The sequence below is a fragment of the Specibacter cremeus genome, assembly GCF_003946885.1.
GTDB classification, from domain to species: domain Bacteria; phylum Actinomycetota; class Actinomycetes; order Actinomycetales; family Micrococcaceae; genus Specibacter; species Specibacter cremeus.
The window spans coordinates 1-22,548 of sequence record NZ_RWKQ01000031.1; the positions used below are offsets into that span (position 1 = coordinate 1).

Below are 22,548 nucleotides of genomic sequence, written 5' to 3' on the forward strand. Positions count from 1 at the left end.
CCCCGCCGGCGAGGGCTGCTGACCCCCGCGGGCCCCCGACACGCCACCGACCCCGATCCACTGATCGATACATCCGGGTCCGCCACCCGCCCACCCCGATCCATCGATCACTCGATCCACCGGGACCGGGCCTCGCTCCCCGGGCTCGACCAGCGGGCCTCGACACGCTCGACCAGCGGACCGGGTCTCGACAGGCTCGACCAGCGGGCCGGTGGCGTTGGTTTCTACAGTGGCAGACCGTGCAGCACGCCCACCGGGTGCCCGCCGCCGATGACGTCGAGATCGTTGAATTGACGCACGACGGCGGGATCGACTCCCAGCGCCAGCAGCGCGGGTGCCGCGGCCGGCAGGCGGGCTCGATCACCCCCGTCGGAGACCTTGACCGCCACGGCACTGCCGTCCGCGAGCGCAACCAGCTGGACGCCCTCGAAGCCGTCCTTGGCGATCAGCCCGGGCACCGCCGCCATCAGGTCGGTCACATCCCGCCCCGTCCCCCCGACCATGCCGGGGTGCAGGCGCATGGCGGCGGCGACGTCGTACTCCGCCGTGCCCTCCGGCGCCGTGGCGAGCCGTCCGAACGCCCGGGCCATGCCGGTGAGGGTGACGGCGAAGACCTCCGTGCCGCAGCCGTCCGTGCTGACCGTCTCCACCGGGCAGTCGGTGAGCTCGCTGACCACTTCGCGGATGAAGCGCGGCAGCGGGTGCTCGCGACCCAGGTAGGACTCGGCCGGCCAGCCGTTGACGATGCACGTGGCCAGCATGGCGGCGTGCTTGCCCGAGCAGTTCTGCGCCAGCTGGGTGGGGCCAAGCCCGTCGGCCAGCCACTGCCGGCGCTCCTCGGTGCCGTAGGGCAGGTCGGTGGAGTTCCGCAGTGCCGACGCGTCGAGGCCGGCGTCGACCAGGATCGCGAGCGTGCCGGCGAGGTGCTCCGGGGCGCCGGAATGGCTGGACGCGGCCAGTGCCAGCTGCTCGGGCGGCAGGCGCAGGCCGGCGCGGACCATGGCCACGGCCATGAGCGGCTTGAGCGCGGAACGCGGGTAGAACAACGCGTCGGGGTCGCCGCGGCGGATGAGCGTTGAGCCGTCCGCGTCGAGGGCGGCCAGGGAGCCGTAGTGCACGCTCTCGACCAGGTCGCCGCGGATCTGCACGGCCAGTGGCGCGTGCGCCGGGATGATGTCGGGCATCGGTGGTCCTCTCCGTTAAGGCGTACGGCGTGGCTCGCACGGGCGCCCGTGCACGCATTGGACCTTCCCACGGCACCCCCGCAAGCGTCAACCCGGGCGGGCGGCCTCCGTTCTGCGCAACGTACCACCCCGTAAGTTGCGCCATTGGCCGAGGTGCGCAATGTAAGGGGGTCAAGACTGCGCAGAACGGTAGGCCGGCGTCAGTGCATGGAGAACTGGTAGTGCCCGGGCACGTCCTCGTCCGGGCAGACCTCCCGCCACAGTGCCGTGATGGAGTTCTCGCCTTCGCGCAGGTCCGGCACCTCGACGCCGTCGCGCAGCATCCGGGCCGCAACCTCCGGGGCCCCGGCCCGGGCGTGGGCCAGCGCCACGAGGAACCGCACCCGGCCCAGGCCGGCCAGGGATTCGGGGGCCGCGTCCGCGAGCGCGAGGGCCCCGGCCGGGTCGCCGTGCCCGATCGCCAGGTCCAGCGCCTCGACCAGCAGCCACCGGTTCGTCGGCGCGTCCTGGCACGCACGGCGCAGCTCGGCCAGCCCGGGCACCGTCTCGCCGGTGGCCAGCAGCACCAGGCCCAGGCCGCGGTGGGCCAGCGCGCCCGTGACGGGGCCCGGACCGGCCGCGAGCGCCCGGCGGTACAGTCCCGCGGCCTGGCCGAGGTCGGCGTCCGCGTGCGACTGCACGGCCCGGTGGTACAGCGCATCCGCCCCGGCCACGTCGGCCAACAAGGCTGACCAGTCGGCGCCGCGCACGTACGAACCCGCGGAGAACGCGCGGTCCCCGGAGCCGAAGCCCCCCGCCAGCAGGTCGACCCAGGGCGCCTGCTCCGGGCCCAGCGTCGACGCGGCGAACGGCGTCCCGGATTGGTCGATCCACGGCAGCCCCGCCCGGGCCCGGCGGCGGGCCTCCAGCGCACCCCAGCCGGACCCGGCCAGCACCGGCTGCGACGGGGCCAGATCCGCCCAGCGCGCGGCGGCATCCAGCGCCGCGGACACGGCCGCCTCGCTGACGAGCTCCTCGATCCGCGCCGCACCGTGCGCCACGGCCGCCTCCCACGAACCGTGCGCGGGGGCCGGATCCAGGGAGGCATTCCCGTATGCCTCCACCCACTGCCACGACTCCCCCGCCGGCAACGGCACGTGTTCGAACTGCGTCTGCGCCAGCCCGGACTGGATCTCGGCATAAAGAGAGCCGGGCCCCCCGCGCAGCCATTCCTGCCAGCGGCGTCCACCGACGCTCTCGCCCCACACGAAGAGCTTCCGGCCCCGCAGCCGCGGCGAGGACACCAACGCAAGCCCATCGCCGTCGTCGTCCGCGGCCACCTCCCAGCGGCGCTGGTCCGGGGCCAGGTCGAAGAAGAAGTCCGCGGCCCGGGTGTTGCGCGCCGGCCAGGTGGCGTCGACACCCGCGACGGACGTGGGGCGCACGCGGGCCAGCGAGCCGTCGTAGTCGGTGGCGTACGCCTCCTGTGCCGGGGCGATCACCCGGGTTCCCGGCGTCTGCGGGACGGCCGCGTTCGTCCACCAGTACATGGGCACGGTGTGGCGGTTCGGGTTGCGGACGCGCACGGCGGTGAACAGCACGGGCGAATCGTCCGGCAGCCAGGCGTCGAGCTGGAACACGACCTCGCGCAACCGGTCGAATTCCCACATCCGCAGCACGTCCTGGCCGTCGGGCGTGCGCACGATGCCCGCGTGCAGCGGCGAGCAGGTGGTGGGCGAGTGCCCGCGGGTGCCGATGTTGAATTCGATGCCGCCGGCGAACCAGGCGTTGCGCAGCGCCAGGTTCGCGAACTGGATGCGGTCGCCCGTGTGCAGCAACTCCTTGCCGGTTTTCTTGTCGGTCAGCCGCCACAGCCGCCCGCCCAGCTGCGGCAGGAACGTCGCGCGCAGGTACGTGTTGTCAAGTACGACGGCGGTCAGTTCCGTCGCGCCGACCGCTCGCGTGTAGCCGTCCTGCAGGGCGTAGGGGTAGATATTCGGGGCCTTGCCCCACCGGGCGCCGGCCGCGATCTCCGCCGGGATGCCGTCGCCCACCTCGTAGGGCGGCTCCAGCAGCGGCCGGACCGAGGGCAGCGGCGAGTCGGGGCCCAGCTCGGCGACGTCGAGGGTGATGGTGGTGACGGTCATCGTGGCGGCGGGGAGCGTTCCGGAATCGGCGGCATTGGTCATGAGGCAATCCAACCACTGCGAGCACCGGCCCGCCGTTAGACTTGCTGGCATCCGGGCCAACCCCGGCAGCCTGGAAGCCCGCCCAAACGATGCCGAAATGGAGCAATGGTGAACAAATCGGCTTACCCGCAGCTACGACTCAACCTCGAAGCCCTCGAGCACAACATTGAGACCATGGCCGCGTGGTGCCGGGACCGGAACGTGCTGCTGGCCCCGCATGTGAAGACCACCATGTCGGCATCCGTCATCGAGCGCCAAATGACCGCAGGGGCCGTGGGCGTGACCGTGGCGACGGTTGACCAGGTGGAAACCGTGCTCGGGTGGGGGCACCGCGACATCCTGGTTGCCAACCAGGTGGTGGACCGGCTGGGCCTGACCCGCATCAAGGCGTGGCTCGACGCGGATCCCAATGCCATCATCCGCATCTTCGCCGACTCCGCTGCAGGCGTTGCGCTCGCCGCCGATATATTCAGCGGCGACGGCCGGCCGCTGCAGGTATTGCTGGACGTCGGGACCCCGGGCGGGCGGACCGGCGTGCGGGATGCCGTTGCCGCCGGGGCGCTCGCGGAACTGGTTGTGGCGGCGCCGGGGCTTCGGTTGGTGGGTGTGGCCGGCTATGAGGGCGTGGTGCCGAACTCGCGCGACGTCGCCAATCTCGCGGCGGTGGACGGCCACTGCAAGCTGGTGCACGACATTTTCGTGGAGGTGGCGGACCTCATCGAAACGGACGGCAAGATCTTTTCCATGGGCGGCTCGGCATTCCCCGACCGCGTGGTCGAGTTCCTTCCGACGGACGCCGAGGTACCCGGAACCATTCGCTTGCTGCGCTCCGGCTGCTATGCAACCCATGACCACGGCACCTACGCAGGCGTCACCCCCATCCCCGGGCTCATCCCGGCGTTGACGGTCCGGGCCGTGGTGGTGTCGGCTCCCGAAGACGGCCTGGTTGTCGTGGGCGCCGGAAAGCGCGACCTGCCGTACGACGCCGGACTGCCCACGTTGCTCTCCGCCTGCACCGCGGACGGCGCCGCGAAGGCCGGCGCCCGGGCGACCGTGCACACGCTCTTCGACCACCACGCGGTTCTACTCGAAGCGCAAGGACTTGGCGTGACAGACATCGTGGAGCTGGGGATTTCGCATCCCTGCTCCGCGTTCGACCGCTGGCCCGAATACCTTGTCACGGACACCCGTGACCACGTGGCGGACGTCTGGCATACGGACTTCCACCGCGGCTCCATCGCCGACGCGTGAACCGCGACACGCCGGCGCCGGCCGTGACCAGCACGAACGTGACGGCCCAGCCAAGCAGGAACGCCGCGGGCGACGGCGGCAGCGCGGAGGCGGTCCGACAAACCAGACTCGTTGGCCATGGCCTTGGAGGCCCGCGCCCGCTGCTCGCCGACGAATTCGCGGTACAACTCCAGCACCGGCTCATCCTTGGACGAGAAGTAATAGTAGGCGCTGCCCAGCGAGACGCCCGCCTCGAGGGCGATCCCGCGCATTGTGGCGAACCACAAGTTTTGAACGTGTTCAAACGCTGGTCAGGGACGGGCCGGAGTGGTTTGCTGGAATCATGAACGTCCAGTTTTTGCCGCTGTCGTGCGCGGTTCACGTGCCGGTGTGCAACGACACCGTCGTGATCGGCAGTGGCGGGCCGGAGGGCGTGCTCGTGTTCCTGGTGATCGTGGTCCTGGCCGCCATCGTCGTCGGGCTGGCCATCATGCAGCGGCACAGGCACCAGCACCGGGCCATTCCCGTGCGCCACCACCGGCACCTCCATCGGCGCTGAGTGCCACGGCCACTGACATCACGCAAAGACACGCTTCGCCGCATGCCGCTGATGCACCCGGCGGCCGACTTCATCGCGGCGTCGGTGCCGCGCGGATCGCGTCGTTCCTCACCTCCTAGCCCCACCATCCGGCCGCCCGCCCAACCGCCAAGGATGCCGGACAGCTGTAACGCACCATCCGATACTGTCTGTCTAAGTGCAACACTGGTTATCCCGCGCAGGATGGTTGGGCCATGGGCAGGACATTCAATGTGGAGCTGGTCTCACGCGATCCGGACGGCCGGGTCTCGCAGCTGTGGACTGAGGATCTGCGGCAGCGAGCCGTTCGCAAGGAATACCTGCGACTGCTTGACAGGCTGACGAATGACTTCTACTACAGTGCATCCCGGATGGGTTGGCCGCGGGGACCGGACGGCTCGTGGATCAGCTTCCCGCTCGGCGAACGGGTGGCCGTATGCCAATGGGACAAGGGGAATCCGGACCTGTGGGACAGCGGCCAAGGTCTTGGCACTTTGACCGTGATGCGCATCCTCACCGGGGCGCAGCACGCGGAATTCGTCCGGCAGGGCAGCCAGCCGTGGACGTTGGCCGGTCCCGCATGAAGACCTTCATCGCGCACTACGCGATCCCCCTGGCGGCCGGGGCGGTTTCCTTCGTCTTGATCCCCGACGTGAACACGACCCATCCGACCATAAACGAGGTCACGCCCTTCTTTGCCACGATGACGGTGCTGTTCGCGACATTGCTGGTGCCGCTCTCCCTGCTCTCGGCGTTCCCCACACGCATCGGACACCGGATTCGGAAGGCACTGAGGACCGAGACATTTGCCTGGCTTGGGGTGGGGGTGACCGCAAGCATTCTCGGCATGCTGCCAACCTGGCCGCCCGGTGATTACCGGTATGGCTTTGCCGTGGTCATGGCCGCCGCGACCGCCGTCTTGGTGGCCGTAGTGCGCATGGGCATCGCCAATCTGGCGGCGCAGGAAACCGCGGACGACGCCACCATGGCACGGCACCTGGATCCCAACCGGTAGCCCGATCCGGTTGCCGGTCGAGGCCAGGAGGCGGCCCGGCCGGCTAATCCGGGAGCAGGACGGAGGCGATGCCCACCTGCAGCCCGGACTCGATGAGCTTGAAGGAAACTTCCGGATCGTCGAATTGCCCGCTGTCGCGAATAATTCTCCGGTACAGCTTTGCGACACTTTTTTCCACCACGTCGAGTGCGTTCGTGGTTTGCCGACGGCCCACAAGACCGCCCTCATCACCGGCGATGCTCTCGAATAACGCGACCGTCCCCCCGCTGATGGCGGCCAGCCGTTCCTGTGTGACCCTGAGGATTTCGTCGCGGAATCTCAACAGGAACAGGCGCTCGTTCAGCGCCTGGAGGTGATCGAGCCTCTGCCCGTAGAGTTCGTCGTCGGGGTCCTCCGCCAGGCCCGCGGCCTGCAGTGCCTGCTGCGTGACGCTCTTTGTGTAACGGCCTGCCCGGCTCTCAACCTCGTCAACGAGGCTGGAACCCATCAGTTGTGTGAGCTCCATCCAGGTCCCCGCGATTTCCGAAACCTGGTCCGGCTCCTGCTCGGGTTCTCGGTCCGCTTCGCCACCGAACTCCAGAAGCGCCTCGGTCAGCGACGTGGTCCGGCCCTCCGCAACCGCATTCTCCGCGCGCCTCCGGTTCTCAACCAGTTCCGGGGCGGAGGCCAGCAGGTAGGCCTCGGCCTCGTCCGGGTCGATGGCGACCAATGCGGCGACGGGCAGCCCACGCCGGGTGATGACCAAGGGAGCACCATTTTGCTCCATTGCATCGAAGATGTCCTTGGCGTTCCGCTGCAAGTCACGAACACTGATCGTCGGCATGATGGGATTCCTTGTCTGACAAGTACGTGACATTATAGCGCCACGGGGGTGCCCCCGCAGCCCATTCACAGGATCCGGGATCCGCGCACGAACTCCAGCGCCTCCGCCACCAACTCGCGCCACGAGGCGCCCGAGTCGCCGGACAACGACAGCCATTCCCGCATGGGCGTGCCCTTGTTGGCGTCGAAGCGCTCGCCGTCACCGCTGCCGATCATGGCGTCGACCCGTGCGGCTGGCAACTTCACGACCAGCCGGTCCCGGACGAGCATGGCGAAGATCCGGCCGTTGATGCGCAGCGCCGACTTGCCGAAACCCGTACCGGCGCCCGGCGGGGTCACGCCCGGGACGGCGATGAATTCATCGACGAGGTCCTCGAAGCGTTCTGCGGCCTGCATGCCAGAATTCTCCCGCCAAACGCATCGGGTGATCAAGACCTGCGGGTGCAGGACGCCCGCACCCGCAGGCATTCTCCCACGAAACGACTCCCGGGCTACACGTCCAGGTGCGTCGGGGCGAACATCTTCAGCAGCACGTCCACCACGACGACGTTGGGCCCGTCCGCGGCGAAACCCTCACGCAGGGCCTCCCCCACCTGGTCCGGGGCGACCCGGCGTGCCGGGACGCCGAACGACTCCGCCAGTTTCACGAAGTCCGGCCGCGCCAATTCGGTGTGCGTGGCCTTGCCGAAGGCGCCGACCATGTATTCGCGCAGGATCCCGTAGCCGCCGTCGTCCACGATCAGCCAGGTGACGGGTGCATTGTGCTGGCGCGCCGTGGCAAGCTCGGCGATCGAGTACATGGAGGACCCGTCGCCGGACACGGCCAGCACGCGGGCGGGCTTGCCCGCACCCTGCAGGCCCAACGCCCCGCCGATGGCGGCCGGGAACCCGTACCCGAGCCCGCCGGCGCCCTGCGCCGAGTGGAACTCGCCGCCGCGGGCGTCCCAGCAGCTCCAGCCCCAGTAGGCCGAGATGGTCATGTCCCAGAACGTCTGCATGGCGTCCGGCACGGCCGCGCGGATGTCCGCCATGAACCTCCGCTCCAGCGCCAGGTCCTGCCCGTCCAGCCGCGCCTGCACCTTCGCCAGCGTGTCCGCGACGACCTGCTGCGGCGTGTGCCCGTGCCAGTTCGCCCGACGACGGAGCGGCGATGGGTGCCCGGGAGCGGCTTCGGGCGCCCGCGATGGGGCCACAGCCACAGGGGTCCCCGGCTGAGCTTGCGAAGCCGGGGAGTGGCTGGGGACGGGCGGGGCACCCATCGCCGCGGAGTCGTCGGCCGACAGCGCGACGCCCAGCGCCTCGTCGAGCGCCCGCAGCGCCTGGCCGGCGTCGGCGCGGATGCCCAGCGCCGGCCGGTTGGATTCCAGGACGCGCGGTTCGGCGTCGATCTGGATGATGCGGCCACGGGGTTCCATGGTGAAGTAGTTGCTGCTCACTTCGCCCAGCGAGGAGCCAATGACCACCAGGACGTCGGCGTCTTCCAAGACGTCCGTGACATGGCGGTCTTCCACCCACGACTGCAACGAGAGCTCATGGTTCCACGGGAACGCGCCGTTGCCGCCGGGCGTGCACACGACGGGCGCGCCCAGCTTCTCGGCGATCGAGAGCAGCGGCGCCTGGGCCCGGCCGCGACGCACGCCGCCCCCGGCCACGATCGCCGGACGCTCGGCGGCGGACAGCCACTTCACGGCCTCGCGGACCAGCTCCACGCGGGGCGGGTTGTCGAACGGTTCGGCCAACGCGTCCTCCACCCGGGGGACCATGATCGGGTCGAGCAGCACGTTTTGCGGGATCTCGATCCACACGGGCCCCTGCGGGGAGGACACGGCCTCCGTCCACGCGTCCTGGATGGCGGACGGTATGCCGGAGGCGTGCTGGATGAGCCGCTGGCTCTTCGTCACGTTGGCCGCCGACGCCTTCTGGTCGTCCAGCTGGTGCAGCATGCCCTTGCGCCGGGCGCCCAGGCCCTCGAGCGGGATCTGGCTGGCCACCACGATCATGGGCACACCCGTGGCGTACGCCTCCTGCAACCCGGCCAGTGCCGTCAGCGCGCCGGGCCCGGTGGACAGGAACAGCACGCCGACCTCGCCGGTGGCCCGGGAATACCCGTCGGCCGCGAACGCCGAGTTGTTCTCCACCCGGGAGGACACGAAGTGCAGCGGCGAGCGGCCCAGCGCGTCGAACAGGCCCAGGGCGTGCTGGCCGGGGATGCCGAACGCCGTCTTGGCGCCCAGCGCGGCCAACGTCTCCACGACGAGGTCGCCGCCGTTGCGCTGCGTCTCGCGGTGATTGAGCTTGTCGAAGTCATTGAGCTTGTCGACATCACCGGATTCGCTCCCGTGGGTCTCGCTCCCCAGCCGCTCCCCCACCGGCTGGGTCTGGGCCTCGGCAAGCTCGACCACCGGGGTCCCGCTCCTCGGCGCCGCAGGCTCGACGGAGGCCGCCATTAGGCACCCGCCCGGGTACCGGCGTCGTTCTTGTGCGAGCGCGCGAAGCCGGCGGGCACCCGGGCGGGTTCGGCGTCGAGCGCCTGGGCCGCGTACCCGTTCGGCGCGCCGAAGCGGTCGCCCGGCACGGCGTTGTCCGCCAGCAGCGTGACGAGCTCGTAGCCGACGTGGCTGGCGGCGACGCCGGTGATTTCGGCGTGGTCGTAGGCGGGGGCGACCTCGACGATGTCGGCGCCGACCAGGTTCATGCCACGGAAGCCGCGGATGATCTCCAACAGTTCGCGGCTGGTCAGGCCGCCGGCCTCGGGCGTGCCGGTGCCGGGGGCGTGCGCGGGGTCGAGCACGTCGATGTCGACGGAGATGTACAGCGGGCGGTTGCCGATGCGCTCGCGGATCCTGGCCACGGTCTCCAAAACGCCCTGGTAGTAGACGTCGGCGCTGGTGACGATGCCGAAGCCGAAGCGGTGGTCGTCGTCGAGGTCCTTCTTGCCGTACAGCGGCCCGCGGGTGCCGACGTGGCTGATGGCCTCGGTGTCCAGCAGCCCTTCCTCCACGGCCCGCCGGAACGGGGTGCCGTGCGTGTATGCGGCGCCGAAGTAGGTGTCCCACGTGTCCAGGTGGGCGTCGAAGTGCAGCATGGCGACGGGCCCGCCGGCCCGCTCGGCCGCGGCGCGCAGCAGCGGCAGCGCGATCGTGTGGTCGCCGCCGAGGGTCAGCAGCTTCGCCCCGCCGGCGGTCAGGTCCAGCGCGTTTTGCTGGATCGTCTCGATGGCCTCGTTGATGTTGAACGGGTTCACGGCCATGTCGCCGGCGTCGGCCACCTGGATGGTCTCGAACGGGGAGACGTCCCACGCCGGGTTGTAGGGGCGCAGCAGGCGCGAGGCCTCGCGGACGTGGTTGGCGCCGAAGCGGGCGCCGGGGCGGAAGGAGACGCCGGAGTCGAAGGGGACGCCGACGACGGCGACATCGGCTTTCGCCACTTGGTCCAGTCGCGGGAGGCGAGCGTAGGTCGCGGCGCCGGCATAGCGCGGGATGCGGGCCGAGTCGATCGGGCCCAGGTTGCCGTTGGCCTCAATGCGCAGCTCTTCCATGGATGTCCTCTTTTCGGGAGTTGACGTGCGTCACAATCGGTGGTGCCACCATCGTACAACCATTGTTTCCTAATGGAAACCAAATGTTTTCCTCGAATCACCTTTCGGGCGCGCCGGACACCCCGGCCCGAGAGCCATGTCACACCACGCCGGAACGGGCGTAAAGATTCCGTCAAGACCCTGCCCTTTCCTCGTGTGCGGGTGCTAGTCTCCATGAGCCGCACGGGAATGGTCCCGACGTGCGCGGTGACCGCTGTGAAAGGTGTTGGAAGTGACGTCCCTGTCGAATGCGCCAGCAGAACCCGGGGCCCGCTCCCAGCCGACCGGCCGGGTCGCGTTCCGTCGATGGCTGCTTGAAGGCATCCCGGAAAGTTCCGGCAAGCGTCAGGGCCCGCACGGCAGCCCCGACCCCAATCACAAGCCGCACACCTGGTGGCGTGTCATGTGCCTGACCGGCCTGGACTATTTCTCCACGCTCGGCTACCAGCCGGCCATCGCGGCACTGGCCGCCGGCGTGCTGGCCCCGCTGGCCACGGTTGTGCTGGTCATCGTCACGCTGGCCGGCGCGCTGCCCGTGTACAAGCGGGTCGCGCGGGAAAGCCACCGCGGCGCGGGCTCCATCGCCATGCTCGAGCGGCTGCTCCCCCGCTGGTGGGGCAAGTTGTTCGTGCTGGCGCTGCTGGGGTTCGCGGCCACGGACTTCATGATCACCATCACCCTCTCGGCCGCCGACGCGTCCGCGCACGTGATCGAGAACCCGTTTGCGCCCGCCTTCCTGCACGGGCAGAACATCGGCATCACGCTCGTGTTCATCGCGCTGCTGGCGGCCGTGTTCCTGCGCGGGTTCAAGGAGGCCATCGGCATCGCCGTGGTCCTGGTCGCCGTGTACCTGGGCCTGAACGTGGTGGTCGTCGGCACGGCGCTGGCGCATGCGATCGGCGCACCCCTGCAGGTGAACGACTGGTGGACGGCGCTGACCACCTCGCACGGCAACCCGATCATGATCGTCGCCATCGCCCTGCTGGTCTTCCCGCGCCTGGCCTTGGGCCTGTCCGGCTTCGAGACGGGTGTGGCCGTCATGCCGCAGATCAAGGGCAGACCCGGCGACACGGACGCCAACCCGGCCGGACGCATCGCCGGCGCGCACAAGCTGCTGACGACGGCGGCGCTCATCATGAGCGCGTTCCTGATCACGTCGTCGCTGGCCACGATCATCCTCATCCCGGCCGCCGAGTTCCAGTCCGGCGGCAAGGCCGACGGCCGCGCCCTGGCCTACCTGGCGCACGCCCTGCTCGGCGAGGGCTTCGGCACCGTGTACGACATCAGCACCATCGCCATCCTGTGGTTTGCCGGCGCCTCCGCCATGGCCGGGCTGTTGAACCTGGTCCCCCGCTACCTGCCCCGGTTCGGCATGGCCCCGAGCTGGGCGGCCGCGGTGCGCCCGCTGGTGCTCGTGTTCACCGTCATCGCCATCATCATCACGCTCGTGTTCAAGGCCGACGTCAACGCCCAAGGCGGCGCCTACGCCACCGGTGTGCTGGTGCTCATCACGTCCGCCGCCGTCGCCGTGACCCTGTCCGCGAAGCGCAAGGGCGAGCGCGGCAAGATAATCGGGTTCGCCATCGTGTCCCTGGCCTTCATCTACACGACCGTGGCCAACTCGATCGAACGCCCCGACGGGCTGAAGATCGCCGCACTGTTCATCATGGGCATCATCGTGGTCAGCTTCCTGTCCCGGATACGCCGCGCGTTCGAACTGCGCGCCACCTATGTCCGGCTCGACGACGCCGCCGCCGAGTACGTCGCGGCCGCCGACACCGAGACCCTGCGCATCATCGCCCACGACCCGAAGCACGACGACGCCGGCGCCTACCGGCGCAAACTGGAACAGGCCGGCATCGACAACCGGCTCGGCGACCGCGGCAAGGTCATGTTCATGGAGGTCATCATCGACGACTCCTCGGATTTCGAGACGGCGCTGGAGGTGACGGGCGTGCAACGGCACGGCTACCGCATCCTGCAGTTGCACGCCTCGAACGTGCCCAACGCCACGGCCGCCGTGCTGCTGCACGTGCGCGACGTGACCGGGCTGATCCCGCACATCTACTTCCGCTGGACCGAGGGCAACCCGCTGCTGAACATGGCGAAGTTCCTGTTCCTCGGCGAGGGCGAGATCGCCCCGGTGACGCGCGAGGTGTTGCGCGAGGCCGAGCCGGAGCTGACCCAACGGCCCTGGGTGCACGTGGGGTAAGTCCGTCGGACCGTTCTGCGCACGCTATGTCCCCCAACGCTGTGCATGTTGCCCCCTGGCGCAACCTAGCATGAGTACGCCGCGCGGAACGGTCGTTATCCGCCGGAGCCGGAGGCCGCGGGCACCAGGACCCAGAGCGCCTCGACGGGCTGGTCGGTCTCGTTCACCCAGCTGTGCGGTTCCCGGCCGGGGAAGGACAGCGTGTCCCCCGCCGCCAGCTCGTAGCGTGAATTCGCCATGATGAGGGTCAGCCGGCCGGACTTGATGTGCAGCACGTCAACGTCACAGTCCACGGCATAGAGCTCTGACTCGCCGGACCCGCGCGGGTCGATGGTGGCACTGAGGATCTGCAGCCGCCGCTCGGAGCGCGCCGTGAGCAGCCGCTCGACGATGCCCTCGCCGCCCAGCGAGATGCGGGGGCCGTCGCCGTCACGGCACAGGTGCGTCTCCGGCACGGCGAACAGGTCGCCCACGGAGATGGACAGCACCTGGCACAACGTGACGAGGGAGGCGACGGACGGCGAGGTCAGGTCGCGCTCGACCCGGCTCAGGAACCCCTTGGTCAGTCCGGTGGCGTCCGCGACGTGCTCGATCGTGAGCCGCTGGGCCTGCCGGGCCGCACGGATCCGGGACCCGATGGCCACCGGGGCGGCACTGGGTTCCACGGGCAGCGCTTTCATGATCGGTCCTTCCGTCGATGCGGCCTGGTGACTGGCGCACAGGGTGACTCTATCCGGCCACGGCCGTGTGAGCGCGCCCGGCGACTCCCCACGTTGACTGTTGCGCCAATCACAGCTTAGCCTATAGGGCAACAGTTGTTGCCTACTAGGCAAATAATCTTCGCGGTCATCACCGAGTGATATCCGCACAACGCACCCCGGAGCACCCATGACCTTGAATATCGCCATAGTCGTCCTCTACCTGGTGGCCATGCTGGCCTTCGGGTGGTGGGGCAAATCCCGCACCAAGAACAACAGCGACTTCCTCGTGGCCGGCCGCCGGCTGGGCCCGTTCCTGTACACCGGCACCATGGCCGCGGTCGTGCTGGGCGGCGCGTCCACGGTCGGCGGCGTGGGCCTGGGCTACAAGTTCGGCATCTCCGGCATGTGGCTGGTCGTGGCGATCGGCGTCGGGGTGCTGCTGCTGAGTCTGCTGTTCGCGGGCACCATCCAGAAGCTGAAGATCTACACGGTCTCCCAGATGTTGTCCCTGCGCTACGGCCAGGAGACCACGAAGATGTCCGGCATCGTCATGCTCGGCTACACGGTCATGATCTCCGCCACCTCCACCGGCGCCTACGCCACCATTTTTGTGGTGCTGTTCGGGTGGGAGCGCTGGCTGGCCATCGCCGTGGGCGGCGCCATCGTGCTCGTCTACTCGACGATCGGCGGCATGTGGTCCATCACGCTGGCCGACCAGGTGCAGTTCGTCATCAAGACCGTCGGCATTTTCGCCCTCATGCTGCCGTTCGCATGGAACGCCGCCGGCGGCCTGGCCGGCATCCAGAGCCGCGTCGACGCCACCTTCTTCCACTGGGACGGCATCGGCGTGCAGACCATCGTCACGTACTTCGTCGTCTACACGCTGGGCCTGCTGATCGGCCAGGACATCTGGCAGCGTGTGTTCACGGCCAAGACCCCCACGGTGGCCCGCTGGGGCGGCGCCACCGCCGGCGTGTACTGCATCCTGTACGGCGTGGCCGGCGCGCTGATCGGCCTGGCCGCCCGGGTGGCCCTGCCGCACATCGACGTCGCCACCCTCGGCAAGGACGTCGTCTATGCGGAGGTCGCCACCCACATCCTGCCCATCGGCATCGGCGGCATCGTCATGGCCGCGGCCGTCGCCGCCATGATGTCCACCGCCTCCGGTGCCCTGATCGCCGCCGCCACGGTGGCGCGCAAGGACGTGGTCCCGTTCGTGGCCAGCTGGTTCGGCAAGACGATCGACACCTCCGACACGTCCAACCCGGAGCACGACGTCAACGCCAACCGTTGGTACGTGCTGGGCCTGGGCGTCGTCGTCGTGCTCATCTCCATCGCCGCGCAGGACGTCGTGTTCGCGCTGACCATCGCCTACGACATCCTGGTCGGCGGCCTGCTCGTCGCCATCCTCGGCGCGCTCGTGTGGAAGCGCGGCACGGGCCTGGGCGCGGCCTGGTCCATGGCCGTGGGCTGCGTGCTCACGCTCGCGCTGCTCATCCTGTACGCGACGGGCGTCATCCCCAGCGCGGACGGCATCTACGCCAACGAGCCCATCTACTACGGCCTGGCCGCCTCGCTGGTCGTGTACGTGGTCGTGTCGCTGCTGACCCCGCCCACCCCGGCGCACATCCGCGAGGCGTGGGAGGCCCGGCTCGCCGACGCCGCGACCGACAGCGTGCGCGACGACGCCGAGATTGCCGCGACGGCAGGCACGACGGCGTAACCCGGCTTGGGTGCCTGGCCCGCACCCGGGTAGCGGTGCGGGCCTACAATGAGGCGTGGCGGTCGATCCCGTCGATCCGGACGGTCCACCGGACGGCAAGTGGCTGAACAGGGGCATCGTGGGCGTCGGCGGCGCCTCGTTCTTCAGCGATGCCGGGCACGAGCTCGTCACGTCGCTGCTGCCGTCGTTCCTCACCGCCACGCTCCATGCCGGCCCGGCCGCGCTCGGCGCCATCGAGGGCGCCTCCGACGCGCTCATGGGATTGAGCAAGCTGGCCGGCGGCCCGTTGTCCGCCGAACCGTCCCGGCGTGCCAGGGTGGCCTCCGGCGGCTACCTGGTCACGGCCGTCGCCACCGCCTTGATCGGCGTGTGCACCATGGTGTGGCAGGTGGCGGGCCTGCGTGCCCTGGCCTGGGCCGCCCGCGGCGTCCGCTCCCCCGCCCGGAACGCGCTGCTCGTCTCGATCACGCCGCGCGCCGCCTTCGGCCGGGCGTCCGGGATCGAACGGGCCGGCGACAACGCCGGGGCCATTGTGGGGCCGTTGCTGGCCGGGCTGCTCGTCGGCGTCATCGGGGTGCGATCGGCCATTCTGGTCTCCTTCATCCCGAGCGTCTTCGCCGCCGTCGCCATCACGGTGACCGCCCGGGCGGCCCGGCGCGTGCTGGCCGCCCCGGAGGGGAGGGCCCGGCTCGGCTTCAACCTCCGCGAACTGCGCGACAGTGGTGCGGCCCGGGCACTGGTCCCCGTCGCATTCTTCGAACTGGGCAACCTGGCCACGACACTGCTGATCCTGCGCGCCACCGGCCTGCTCACCGGCGAGGGCCGGGACCCGGCCGCGGCGGCCGCGCTGGCCATCTTCTTCTATGCCGCGCACAATGCGGCCGCGACCGTCGCTGCCCTCCTCGGCGGCCACCTGGTGGACAGGTACGGGCCGCGCGTCGTCTTCGCCGCCGGCGCCGCCGTCTACGTGGCCGCCTACCTGTTGTTCGGCTTCAGCCCGCACGCGTGGGGGCCGGTCCTGGCGGCGTTCATCCTGGCCGGTGCCGGCATCGGGTGCGCCGAGACGGCCCAGTCGGCGGCCGTGGCCCTGGCACTGCCCGACCGGCTGCGCGGCAACGGCTTCGGCGTCCTGGGCCTGGTGCAGTCCGCCGGCGACCTGGGCGCCACCGTCACGGCCGGCATCCTGTGGGCCGCCTTCTCCCCGACCATCGCGTTCGGCTACGCGGCCGCGTGGATGCTCGCCTCCATTGCCTGCTCGGGTGCGCTGCGGCCGGCGCGGCCACCGGTGAACCCACCCCCGGCATCGGTGACGTAACAAATGACGGCGCGGGCCGGCGTCGTGCGTCAACACGCTACGCTGGTGGCCAAGCTTCAAGAGTCGCGACGGAAAGCACCGGCTGGTCGCGCGCCAACCCCATGTTCACGGGTGGACCGGACAGAGAAGCGACCCGTCGCGGAACCGCACCGGGTAAGAGCACACGAGTGAGGCACCTCCATGCGCACACCATCCCCGGCTGTGACCCACCCCGCCGCCGCGCCGGCCCACGGCATCCCCGTCCTGCCCGCCGTCGACGCCAACCTGGGCGCCGTCACGTTCGCCACCCCGGCCGGCTGGCGGCACTGCTGGACGGATCAGCCCGCGGCGCTGCTGGACGCGCTGGCCCAGGCGGTGCGCCCGGCGCACTGGTTCCCCGAGATCCACACCCTGGTCGTCACCGTGGCGGGCACCGGGCACCGGCAGGGCCGCGGCCTTGGCTTTGTCCTCCTAGCCGTCTGAGAACTTTTTCGCCAGGGCCGGATCCCTGCGGTCATTCGATGTGGGCGATCACCGCCCCCTGCGCCACCTCGGCGCCCTCCAAAACGCTCAGCCGCACGATGCCCGGGCCGGGGGCCAGGACCTCCGCGTCGACCTTGTCGATGGCCACCTCGGCCAGCAGCTGCCCGTCCGCCACCGTCTCGCCGTCCCGGACGTACCAAGTGGCCAGCACGCCGGGCGCGGACGCGTCGCCGGTCATCATCGGGAACCGGACCTCGGTCACGCACCCACCGCCTTCCGGACGGCCGCCTCGATCCGGACCGGGGTGGGCAGGACCGCGTATTCGAGCTCGCGCGCGTACGGGATCGGCACGTCGGGCACGCACACCCGGCTGAAGGACTTCAGCAGCCCGGGGTCGTGTTCGGCAATGGTGGCGGCGATCTCGCCGGAGAGACCGAACGACTGGTAGTCCTCGTCCACGACGACGACCCGCCCTGTCTTGGCGGCCGTGGCCACGATGGCGTCCCGGTCCAGCGGGACCAGGCTGCGCAGGTCCAGCACCTCCACGCTGATGCCCTCGCCGGCGAGCTTCTCGGCGACGTCCAGGCTGTGGTGGACGGACAGCGACAGCGTCACGATGGACACGTCCGTGCCCTCCCGCGCCACCTTGGCCTTGCCGATCGGGACCACGTAGTCCCCGGCCGGGACGGCGGCGATGGAGCGCGGGTTCTTCTTCATCCAGGCCAGGCCCATGACGCCCTTGTGGAACATGTACACGACCGGGTCGTCGGATTGGATCGCCGCGGTCATCAGCCCCTTGGCGTCGTACGGGTTGGACGGGACGACGACTTTCATGCCGGGCAGGTGCGCGAACGTGCCCCACAGCGACTGCGAGTGCTGGGAGCCGTCGGAGTAGCCGCCGCCGGTGGCCGTCATCAACACCATGGGGACCCTGACGTTGCCGCCGGATTCGAAGTGGATCTTCGCCATGTGGTTGTAGATCTGGTCCATGCACACGCCGAAGAAATCCACGAACATCAGTTCCACGATCGGGCGCATGCCCTCCACGGCGGCGCCGATGCCGAGGCCGATGAACGCCGACTCGGAGATCGGCGTGTCGAGGACGCGCTTCGGGCCGAACCTCTCCAGCAGGCCCGTGGTGGAGCTGAAGATCCCGCCGTACGCGCCCACGTCCTCCCCGATCACGAACACGGACTCGTCGCGTTCCATCTGCGACCCGATGGCCTCCTGGATGGCCTTGGCCGTGTTCAGCCGGCGGTTGCCGGCGTCGGGTTCCACCGGGAGTGCTTGCCGTGCGTTCTCCGCCACGGTGCTCATGACCGGGCTCCTTCCGTCTGGTCCGCGAATACGTACTTCAGCGCCTCGTCCGGGCTGGGTGCCGGTGAGGCGATGGCGAACGCGACGGCGTCCTCGACCAGCTCGGACGCCTCCGTCCTCAGGGCGGCCAGGTCGGACTCGGTGAGGACCCCGGCCGCCAGCAGTTTCTTCTCATAGACGGGGATGGGGTCGCGTCCGGGGACGTCGGCCAGGTCCGGACGGTAGCCCTGGGCGTCGCCCTCGAAGTGGCCCCACAGGCGCAGCGTGTGCACCTCGATGAGGCTGGGCCCGCCGCCGGCCCGGGCGCGGGCCACCGCCTCGCCGGCGGCGGCGTGCACGGCCTCGACGTCGTTGCCCTCGACCCGGACGCCGGGGATGCCGTAGGCCGCGCCGCGCACCGCGTTGGACGGGACGGCCGTGGACGATTGCCGGGCGACGGAAATGCCCCAGTCGTTGTCCTCGACCACGACGACGACGGGCAGCTTCCACAACGCGGCCAGGTTCAGCGATTCGTGAAATGCGCCGGCGTTGGCGGCGCCCTCGCCGGTGACGGCCACGGCGATGTTGTCGGCACCGGCGTGCCGAAACGCGAAGGCCTGGCCGAGCGCCGGGGGCAGCCCCTCGGCGATGATGCCCGAGCAGGAGAAATGTGTTTCCGGGTCGAACAGGTGCATGTGCCCGCCGCGGCCGCGGCCGAGCCCCGTTTCACGTCCGAAGATCTCCGCGGCCAGCGGCCGCAGCTTCATGCCATGGGCGATGGCCAGGTGGTGCGGGCGGTGCGTAGCCGTGACGGCGTCGCCCGGCCCCAGGTGGGCGCAGACGCCGGCAGCCACGGGTTCCTGGCCGGCCGACAGGTGCATTTCGCCGGGGATCTTGCCGGCCCCGATATCGAAGCCGGGCTTCTTGTCCGCGTGGTACTCACGCAGGATGGCTTCCTCAAACGTCCTGATCAGGATCATCTGGCGCAGCAGCGCGCGCCTGTCCCGGGCGTTGAGTTCGGCCGCGCGTTCGGTGGTTCCCAAGGTCACGATTCCTCCAACCCTCCTACGACCGCCGCGTCGTCGCGACTGTCCGGCCCCCCTGTGGCAAGCCTAGGACGGGAGTGGTGTGGCGGGTAGGGCCGTTATTTCAGATGCTGAAATTCCCGGTCTTGACCGTGCTGCCGGGCGGCCGGGGCCGGTCGAGTGGTCTCCGGTTGCACGGTGGCCGATTGCATGCTGGCCGGTTGCACAGTGGCCTCGAACCCGGCGGTGCCGACGCCCAGGAACAAGGCCAGCCGTTCGGCGGCGCGCCGGAGCACGCGCACGCGGTCCACGGCCGTGTGATCCACGCCGGGGGCGCGCCGGCCGGCCGGCACGGAGATGGCCACCGCGCCCACCCAGGAGGAGGTGGTGACGGGGACGGCCAAACACGTGTTGCCCAACGAGTATTCCTGGTCGTCCACCATGGTGGTGGGGTTGCGTTCCAGCGCCCGGATGAATTCCCGCGGCGTGCGGATGGTGTACGGCGTCAACTCGACCAGCGGGTGCCGGGCGATGTAGTCCAGCCGGGCGGCCGGGTCCAGTGCGGCCAGGATCTGCTTGCCCAGTGCCGTGGCGTGGGCGCTGTCCTGCAGCCCGACCCACAGGTCCACGCGGGGGGCGAACGGGCCGTCCACGATGTCGACGATCTCGATCTCGCCGTCGTGGTACCGGCTCAGGTAGGCCGCCGCCTGCAGTTCGTCGCGAATCCCGTTCAGCACGGCCCGCTCGTGGGCGAACGCCACGCCGTCGCCGGAGGGCGCCATGGCCGGGTGTGCCGGGCCGAGCACGAAGCCGTCCTGGTCCTGGACGACGTAGCCCGAATGGGCCAGGGTGCGCAGCACGTTGTAGGCCGTGCCGAGGCTCAGTGACGTGGCCCGGGCGATGGACTTCGCGGACAGCGGCCGGGCGGCCGAGCCCAAGCAGTCGAGCACCGTCAGGGCGCGGTTGACCGATGAGATCAGCGTTGGTGCCTTCCCATCCCCGGTGGTTGTGGGCTGCATCACAACACCTCCGCTCTCAGGCTACCCCACATCCCCGCCGTTCCGGCCGGCCCTGCCTCGCTGGGCATCCGGAGTGCGTCGCGGTTGCGGCGTACCGAAAAACGGGAGGCAGGAAGGCCAGCCAAAAATCCGCGCGCAATCGTCATAGAGTGATGGCTGACCTGAGGAGACTGACAGTGACCGAACGCACCCCCACGCCCACGGAAGTGAAGCGCTGGCGGCAGTACCTGGCCGACGAGCGCGGCGAGGCCGCCGTCTACCGCGACCTCGCCAAGCGCCGCACCGGCGAGGAACGGCGCATCCTGCTGGCCCTGGCCGAGGCCGAGGGCCGGCACGAGGCGCACTGGCTGGCCCTGCTGGGCGAGCACGCCGGCCAGCCGGCGCGGGCCTCCGCCCGCAACCGCCTGCTGGGCTTCCTGGCCCGGCGCTTCGGCTCCGTGTTCGTGCTGGCCCTCGCCCAGCGGGCCGAGTCCCGGTCCCCCTATGCGACGGACGCGGACGCCACGCGGTCGATGGCCGCCGATGAGGCAATCCATGAGGAGGTCATCCGGGCGTTGGCCACGAGCGGGCGGAACCGGCTGTCCGGGTCGTTCCGGGCCGCCGTGTTCGGCGCCAATGACGGCCTGGTCAGCAACCTGTCGCTGGTGGTCGGCATGGCGGCCACGGGCGTGTCCAGCCAGGTGGTGCTGCTCAGCGGCATTGCCGGGCTGTTGGCCGGCGCCCTGTCGATGGGGGCCGGCGAGTTCGTCTCGGTCAGGTCCCAGCGCGAGCTGCTCGACGCGTCGCTGCCCACCCAGGTGACGTTGACCGCCGCCCCGGCGCTGGATCTGGAACACAACGAGCTGGTGCTCGTGTACCTGGCCCGCGGCATGTCGCGGGAGGCCGCCGAGCATCGGGCCGCCGAGCGCATGGGGCTGTACACCTGCGACTGCGATCCGAGCCTGTCCCGGCACGCGGACGACGACGTCGCGCCTGTTGATCACGAGACGCTGGGGACCGCCTGGGGTGCGGCGACGTCCAGTTTCTGCTTCTTCGCCTCCGGCGCGATCATCCCGATCCTGCCGTTCCTGTTCGGCCTGACGGGCGCGGGCGCACTGCTCCTGGCCTGCGTGCTGGTCGGGCTGACGTTGCTGGGCACGGGCGCCGTCGTCGGCCTGCTCTCCGGTGCGTCGCCGCTGTGGCGCGGCCTGCGCCAGCTGGCCATCGGCCTCGGCGCGGCCGCCGCCACGTACCTGCTCGGGCTGCTGTTCGGCGGCATCGTCGGGTAGCCGGCGCCGGTGATTGAGCTTGTCGAAATCCCCGGGGGTCTCGACAAGCTCGACCACCGACGGGCTCGACCACCGGCGCGTTACCGGAATACGATGGTCCGGTTGCCCTGCAGGAACACCCGGTCCTCGCAATGCCAGCGCACGGCGTTGCTGAGCGCCTTGCATTCGGTGTCCCGCCCGGCGGCGACCAGGTCGTCCGGGCCGTACGAGTGGTCCACCTCGACGACCTGCTGCGAGATGATCGGCCCCTCGTCCAGCTCGCTGTTGACGTAGTGCGCCGTGGCGCCCACCGTCTTCACGCCGCGCGCGTACGCCTGGTGGTACGGCTTGGCGCCCTTGAAACTGGGCAGGAACGAGTGGTGGATGTTGATCGCCCGGCCATCGAGCTTGCGCGTCAAATCGTCGCTGAGCACCTGCATGTAGCGGGCCAGCACCACCAGTTCCACGTCCAGGGAGTCCACGAGTTCCATCAGCCGCGCCTCGGCCGCCGGTTTCGTGGCCGCCGTGACGGGGACGTGGAAGAACGGGATGCCGTGCCATTCGGCCAGCCCGCGGTGGTCCTCATGGTTGGAGACGACGGCGACGACGTCCATGGGCAGTTCGCCGATCCGGGTACGGAACAACAGGTCATTGAGGCAGTGCTCGAATTTGGAGACCATGATGAGCACCCGCCGCCGCGCTCCGTGGTCCCGGATGTTCCACCGCATGCCGTACCCCGCGGCCAACGGTGCGAAGTCAGCCTGCAGGCGCGCCGCCGTCGTCCCCTCCGGCGCGCGGAAGTGCAGGCGCATGAAGAAGTGGCCGGTCTCCGCCGCGGCGTCGTGGTGCTGCCAGTCACCGAACTGGCGGTTGTCGATGATGTCGGCGCCGTGCTCGAGCAGGTAGCCGGTGACGGCGTGGACGATCCCGGCCGTCTCCGGGCAGTCAAGGGTGAGGATGAATTCGGTGGCCATG

21 protein-coding genes and 1 riboswitch are annotated in these 22,548 nt (G+C 70.0%); of the genes, 9 read left to right on the top strand and 12 right to left on the bottom strand.

The features are described 5' to 3' along the window. Nucleotides 1–224: 224 nt before the first annotated feature. Both EJC77_RS12695 and EJC77_RS12700 read right to left on the bottom strand, forming a co-directional pair. Nucleotides 225–1,184: an asparaginase gene (locus EJC77_RS12695; RefSeq protein ID WP_125613174.1), complete on the bottom strand. Its 960-nt coding sequence runs from the start codon at nucleotides 1,182–1,184 to the stop codon at nucleotides 225–227. 200 nt (nucleotides 1,185–1,384) lie between these two features. Continuing rightward, nucleotides 1,385–3,352, bottom strand: coding sequence for a DUF5107 domain-containing protein (locus tag EJC77_RS12700; protein WP_205787243.1), 1,968 nt, complete (start codon nucleotides 3,350–3,352; stop codon nucleotides 1,385–1,387). Nucleotides 3,353–3,460: 108 nt separating this feature from the next. Between EJC77_RS12700 and EJC77_RS12705 the strand changes: the two genes are divergently transcribed. The 4 genes from EJC77_RS12705 (at nucleotide 3,461) to EJC77_RS12725 (ending at nucleotide 6,174) form a co-directional block, all read left to right on the top strand. Beyond that, nucleotides 3,461–4,603, top strand: coding sequence for an alanine racemase (locus EJC77_RS12705; RefSeq protein WP_240630215.1), 1,143 nt, complete (start codon nucleotides 3,461–3,463; stop codon nucleotides 4,601–4,603). A 322-nt stretch (nucleotides 4,604–4,925) separates the two neighbouring features. Then, nucleotides 4,926–5,141 carry a hypothetical protein gene (locus EJC77_RS12715; protein WP_125613178.1) on the top strand — a complete coding sequence of 72 codons (216 nt, stop codon included), beginning with the start codon at nucleotides 4,926–4,928 and terminating at the stop codon, nucleotides 5,139–5,141. A gap of 233 nt (nucleotides 5,142–5,374) precedes the next feature. After that, the gene (locus EJC77_RS12720) at nucleotides 5,375–5,743 is read left to right on the top strand and encodes a hypothetical protein (RefSeq protein ID WP_125613180.1); all 369 of its coding nucleotides are present in this window, start codon (nucleotides 5,375–5,377) and stop codon (nucleotides 5,741–5,743) included. Further along, nucleotides 5,740–6,174 carry a hypothetical protein gene (locus EJC77_RS12725; protein ID WP_125613182.1) on the top strand — a complete coding sequence of 145 codons (435 nt, stop codon included), beginning with the start codon at nucleotides 5,740–5,742 and terminating at the stop codon, nucleotides 6,172–6,174. Before EJC77_RS12720 ends, EJC77_RS12725 begins: the two co-directional genes overlap by 4 nt. A gap of 43 nt (nucleotides 6,175–6,217) precedes the next feature. On the opposite strand, the gene EJC77_RS12730 is transcribed toward EJC77_RS12725, so the two are convergent. The 4 genes from EJC77_RS12730 to speB all read right to left on the bottom strand — a co-directional run bounded on the left by EJC77_RS12730 (nucleotide 6,218) and on the right by speB (nucleotide 10,534). Beyond that, entirely contained in the window at nucleotides 6,218–6,997 is a 780-nt protein-coding gene (locus tag EJC77_RS12730) for a type II toxin-antitoxin system Phd/YefM family antitoxin (protein WP_164520408.1), read from the bottom strand. A gap of 65 nt (nucleotides 6,998–7,062) precedes the next feature. Next, the gene (locus EJC77_RS12735) at nucleotides 7,063–7,392 is read right to left on the bottom strand and encodes a hypothetical protein (RefSeq protein WP_205787245.1); all 330 of its coding nucleotides are present in this window, start codon (nucleotides 7,390–7,392) and stop codon (nucleotides 7,063–7,065) included. A gap of 95 nt (nucleotides 7,393–7,487) precedes the next feature. Beyond that, nucleotides 7,488–9,398, bottom strand: a complete 1,911-nt coding sequence (locus EJC77_RS21120; RefSeq protein WP_276309076.1) for a thiamine pyrophosphate-binding protein — start codon at nucleotides 9,396–9,398, stop codon at nucleotides 7,488–7,490. A 44-nt stretch (nucleotides 9,399–9,442) separates the two neighbouring features. Beyond that, on the bottom strand, nucleotides 9,443–10,534 hold the full coding sequence (gene speB, locus EJC77_RS12750; protein WP_125613186.1) for an agmatinase: 1,092 nt from the start codon (nucleotides 10,532–10,534) through the stop codon (nucleotides 9,443–9,445). Nucleotides 10,535–10,805: 271 nt separating this feature from the next. On the opposite strand from speB, the gene EJC77_RS12755 reads away from it, so the two are divergent. Continuing rightward, on the top strand, nucleotides 10,806–12,785 hold the full coding sequence (locus EJC77_RS12755) for an APC family permease (RefSeq protein WP_125613188.1): 1,980 nt from the start codon (nucleotides 10,806–10,808) through the stop codon (nucleotides 12,783–12,785). A gap of 95 nt (nucleotides 12,786–12,880) precedes the next feature. Here EJC77_RS12755 and EJC77_RS12760 read toward each other — a convergent pair whose 3' ends face one another. Continuing rightward, entirely contained in the window at nucleotides 12,881–13,465 is a 585-nt protein-coding gene (locus EJC77_RS12760; protein ID WP_125613190.1) for a cupin domain-containing protein, read from the bottom strand. 208 nt (nucleotides 13,466–13,673) lie between these two features. Here EJC77_RS12760 and EJC77_RS12765 point away from each other — a divergent pair, with 208 nt between their 5' ends. The 3 genes from EJC77_RS12765 (at nucleotide 13,674) to EJC77_RS12775 (ending at nucleotide 16,986) form a co-directional block, all read left to right on the top strand. Further along, the gene (locus EJC77_RS12765) at nucleotides 13,674–15,209 is read left to right on the top strand and encodes a sodium:solute symporter family protein (RefSeq protein WP_125613192.1); all 1,536 of its coding nucleotides are present in this window, start codon (nucleotides 13,674–13,676) and stop codon (nucleotides 15,207–15,209) included. Between the two features lie 55 nt (nucleotides 15,210–15,264). Continuing rightward, on the top strand, nucleotides 15,265–16,524 hold the full coding sequence (locus tag EJC77_RS12770) for an MFS transporter (RefSeq protein ID WP_125613194.1): 1,260 nt from the start codon (nucleotides 15,265–15,267) through the stop codon (nucleotides 16,522–16,524). A 54-nt stretch (nucleotides 16,525–16,578) separates the two neighbouring features. Continuing rightward, nucleotides 16,579–16,690: riboswitch (SAM riboswitch) on the top strand. Nucleotides 16,691–16,704: 14 nt separating this feature from the next. Beyond that, a complete protein-coding gene (locus tag EJC77_RS12775) occupies nucleotides 16,705–16,986 on the top strand; it encodes a hypothetical protein (RefSeq protein ID WP_125613196.1) in 282 nt (93 codons plus the stop codon). 31 nt (nucleotides 16,987–17,017) lie between these two features. Here the strand turns inward: EJC77_RS12775 and EJC77_RS12780 are convergent, their stop codons facing one another. From EJC77_RS12780 to EJC77_RS12795, 4 genes are all read right to left on the bottom strand, one after another. Next, nucleotides 17,018–17,248: a biotin/lipoyl-containing protein gene (locus EJC77_RS12780; RefSeq protein WP_125613198.1), complete on the bottom strand. Its 231-nt coding sequence runs from the start codon at nucleotides 17,246–17,248 to the stop codon at nucleotides 17,018–17,020. Further along, complete coding sequence (locus EJC77_RS12785; protein ID WP_125613200.1) at nucleotides 17,245–18,303, bottom strand: alpha-ketoacid dehydrogenase subunit beta; 1,059 nt, start codon at nucleotides 18,301–18,303, stop codon at nucleotides 17,245–17,247. The genes EJC77_RS12780 and EJC77_RS12785 overlap by 4 nt, the downstream gene beginning before the upstream one ends. Continuing rightward, nucleotides 18,300–19,331, bottom strand: coding sequence for a thiamine pyrophosphate-dependent dehydrogenase E1 component subunit alpha (locus tag EJC77_RS12790; RefSeq protein WP_240630217.1), 1,032 nt, complete (start codon nucleotides 19,329–19,331; stop codon nucleotides 18,300–18,302). The genes EJC77_RS12785 and EJC77_RS12790 overlap by 4 nt, the downstream gene beginning before the upstream one ends. 95 nt (nucleotides 19,332–19,426) lie before the next feature. Next, nucleotides 19,427–20,326, bottom strand: coding sequence for an IclR family transcriptional regulator (locus tag EJC77_RS12795; protein ID WP_125613202.1), 900 nt, complete (start codon nucleotides 20,324–20,326; stop codon nucleotides 19,427–19,429). 152 nt (nucleotides 20,327–20,478) lie between these two features. Here EJC77_RS12795 and EJC77_RS12800 point away from each other — a divergent pair, with 152 nt between their 5' ends. Next, complete coding sequence (locus EJC77_RS12800; RefSeq protein ID WP_125613204.1) at nucleotides 20,479–21,594, top strand: VIT1/CCC1 transporter family protein; 1,116 nt, start codon at nucleotides 20,479–20,481, stop codon at nucleotides 21,592–21,594. A gap of 80 nt (nucleotides 21,595–21,674) precedes the next feature. Here EJC77_RS12800 and purU read toward each other — a convergent pair whose 3' ends face one another. Then, nucleotides 21,675–22,547 (bottom strand): formyltetrahydrofolate deformylase, encoded by an 873-nt coding sequence (gene purU / locus EJC77_RS12805; protein WP_125613207.1) that lies wholly within the window; start codon nucleotides 22,545–22,547, stop codon nucleotides 21,675–21,677. Nucleotide 22,548: the final 1 nt, after the last annotated feature.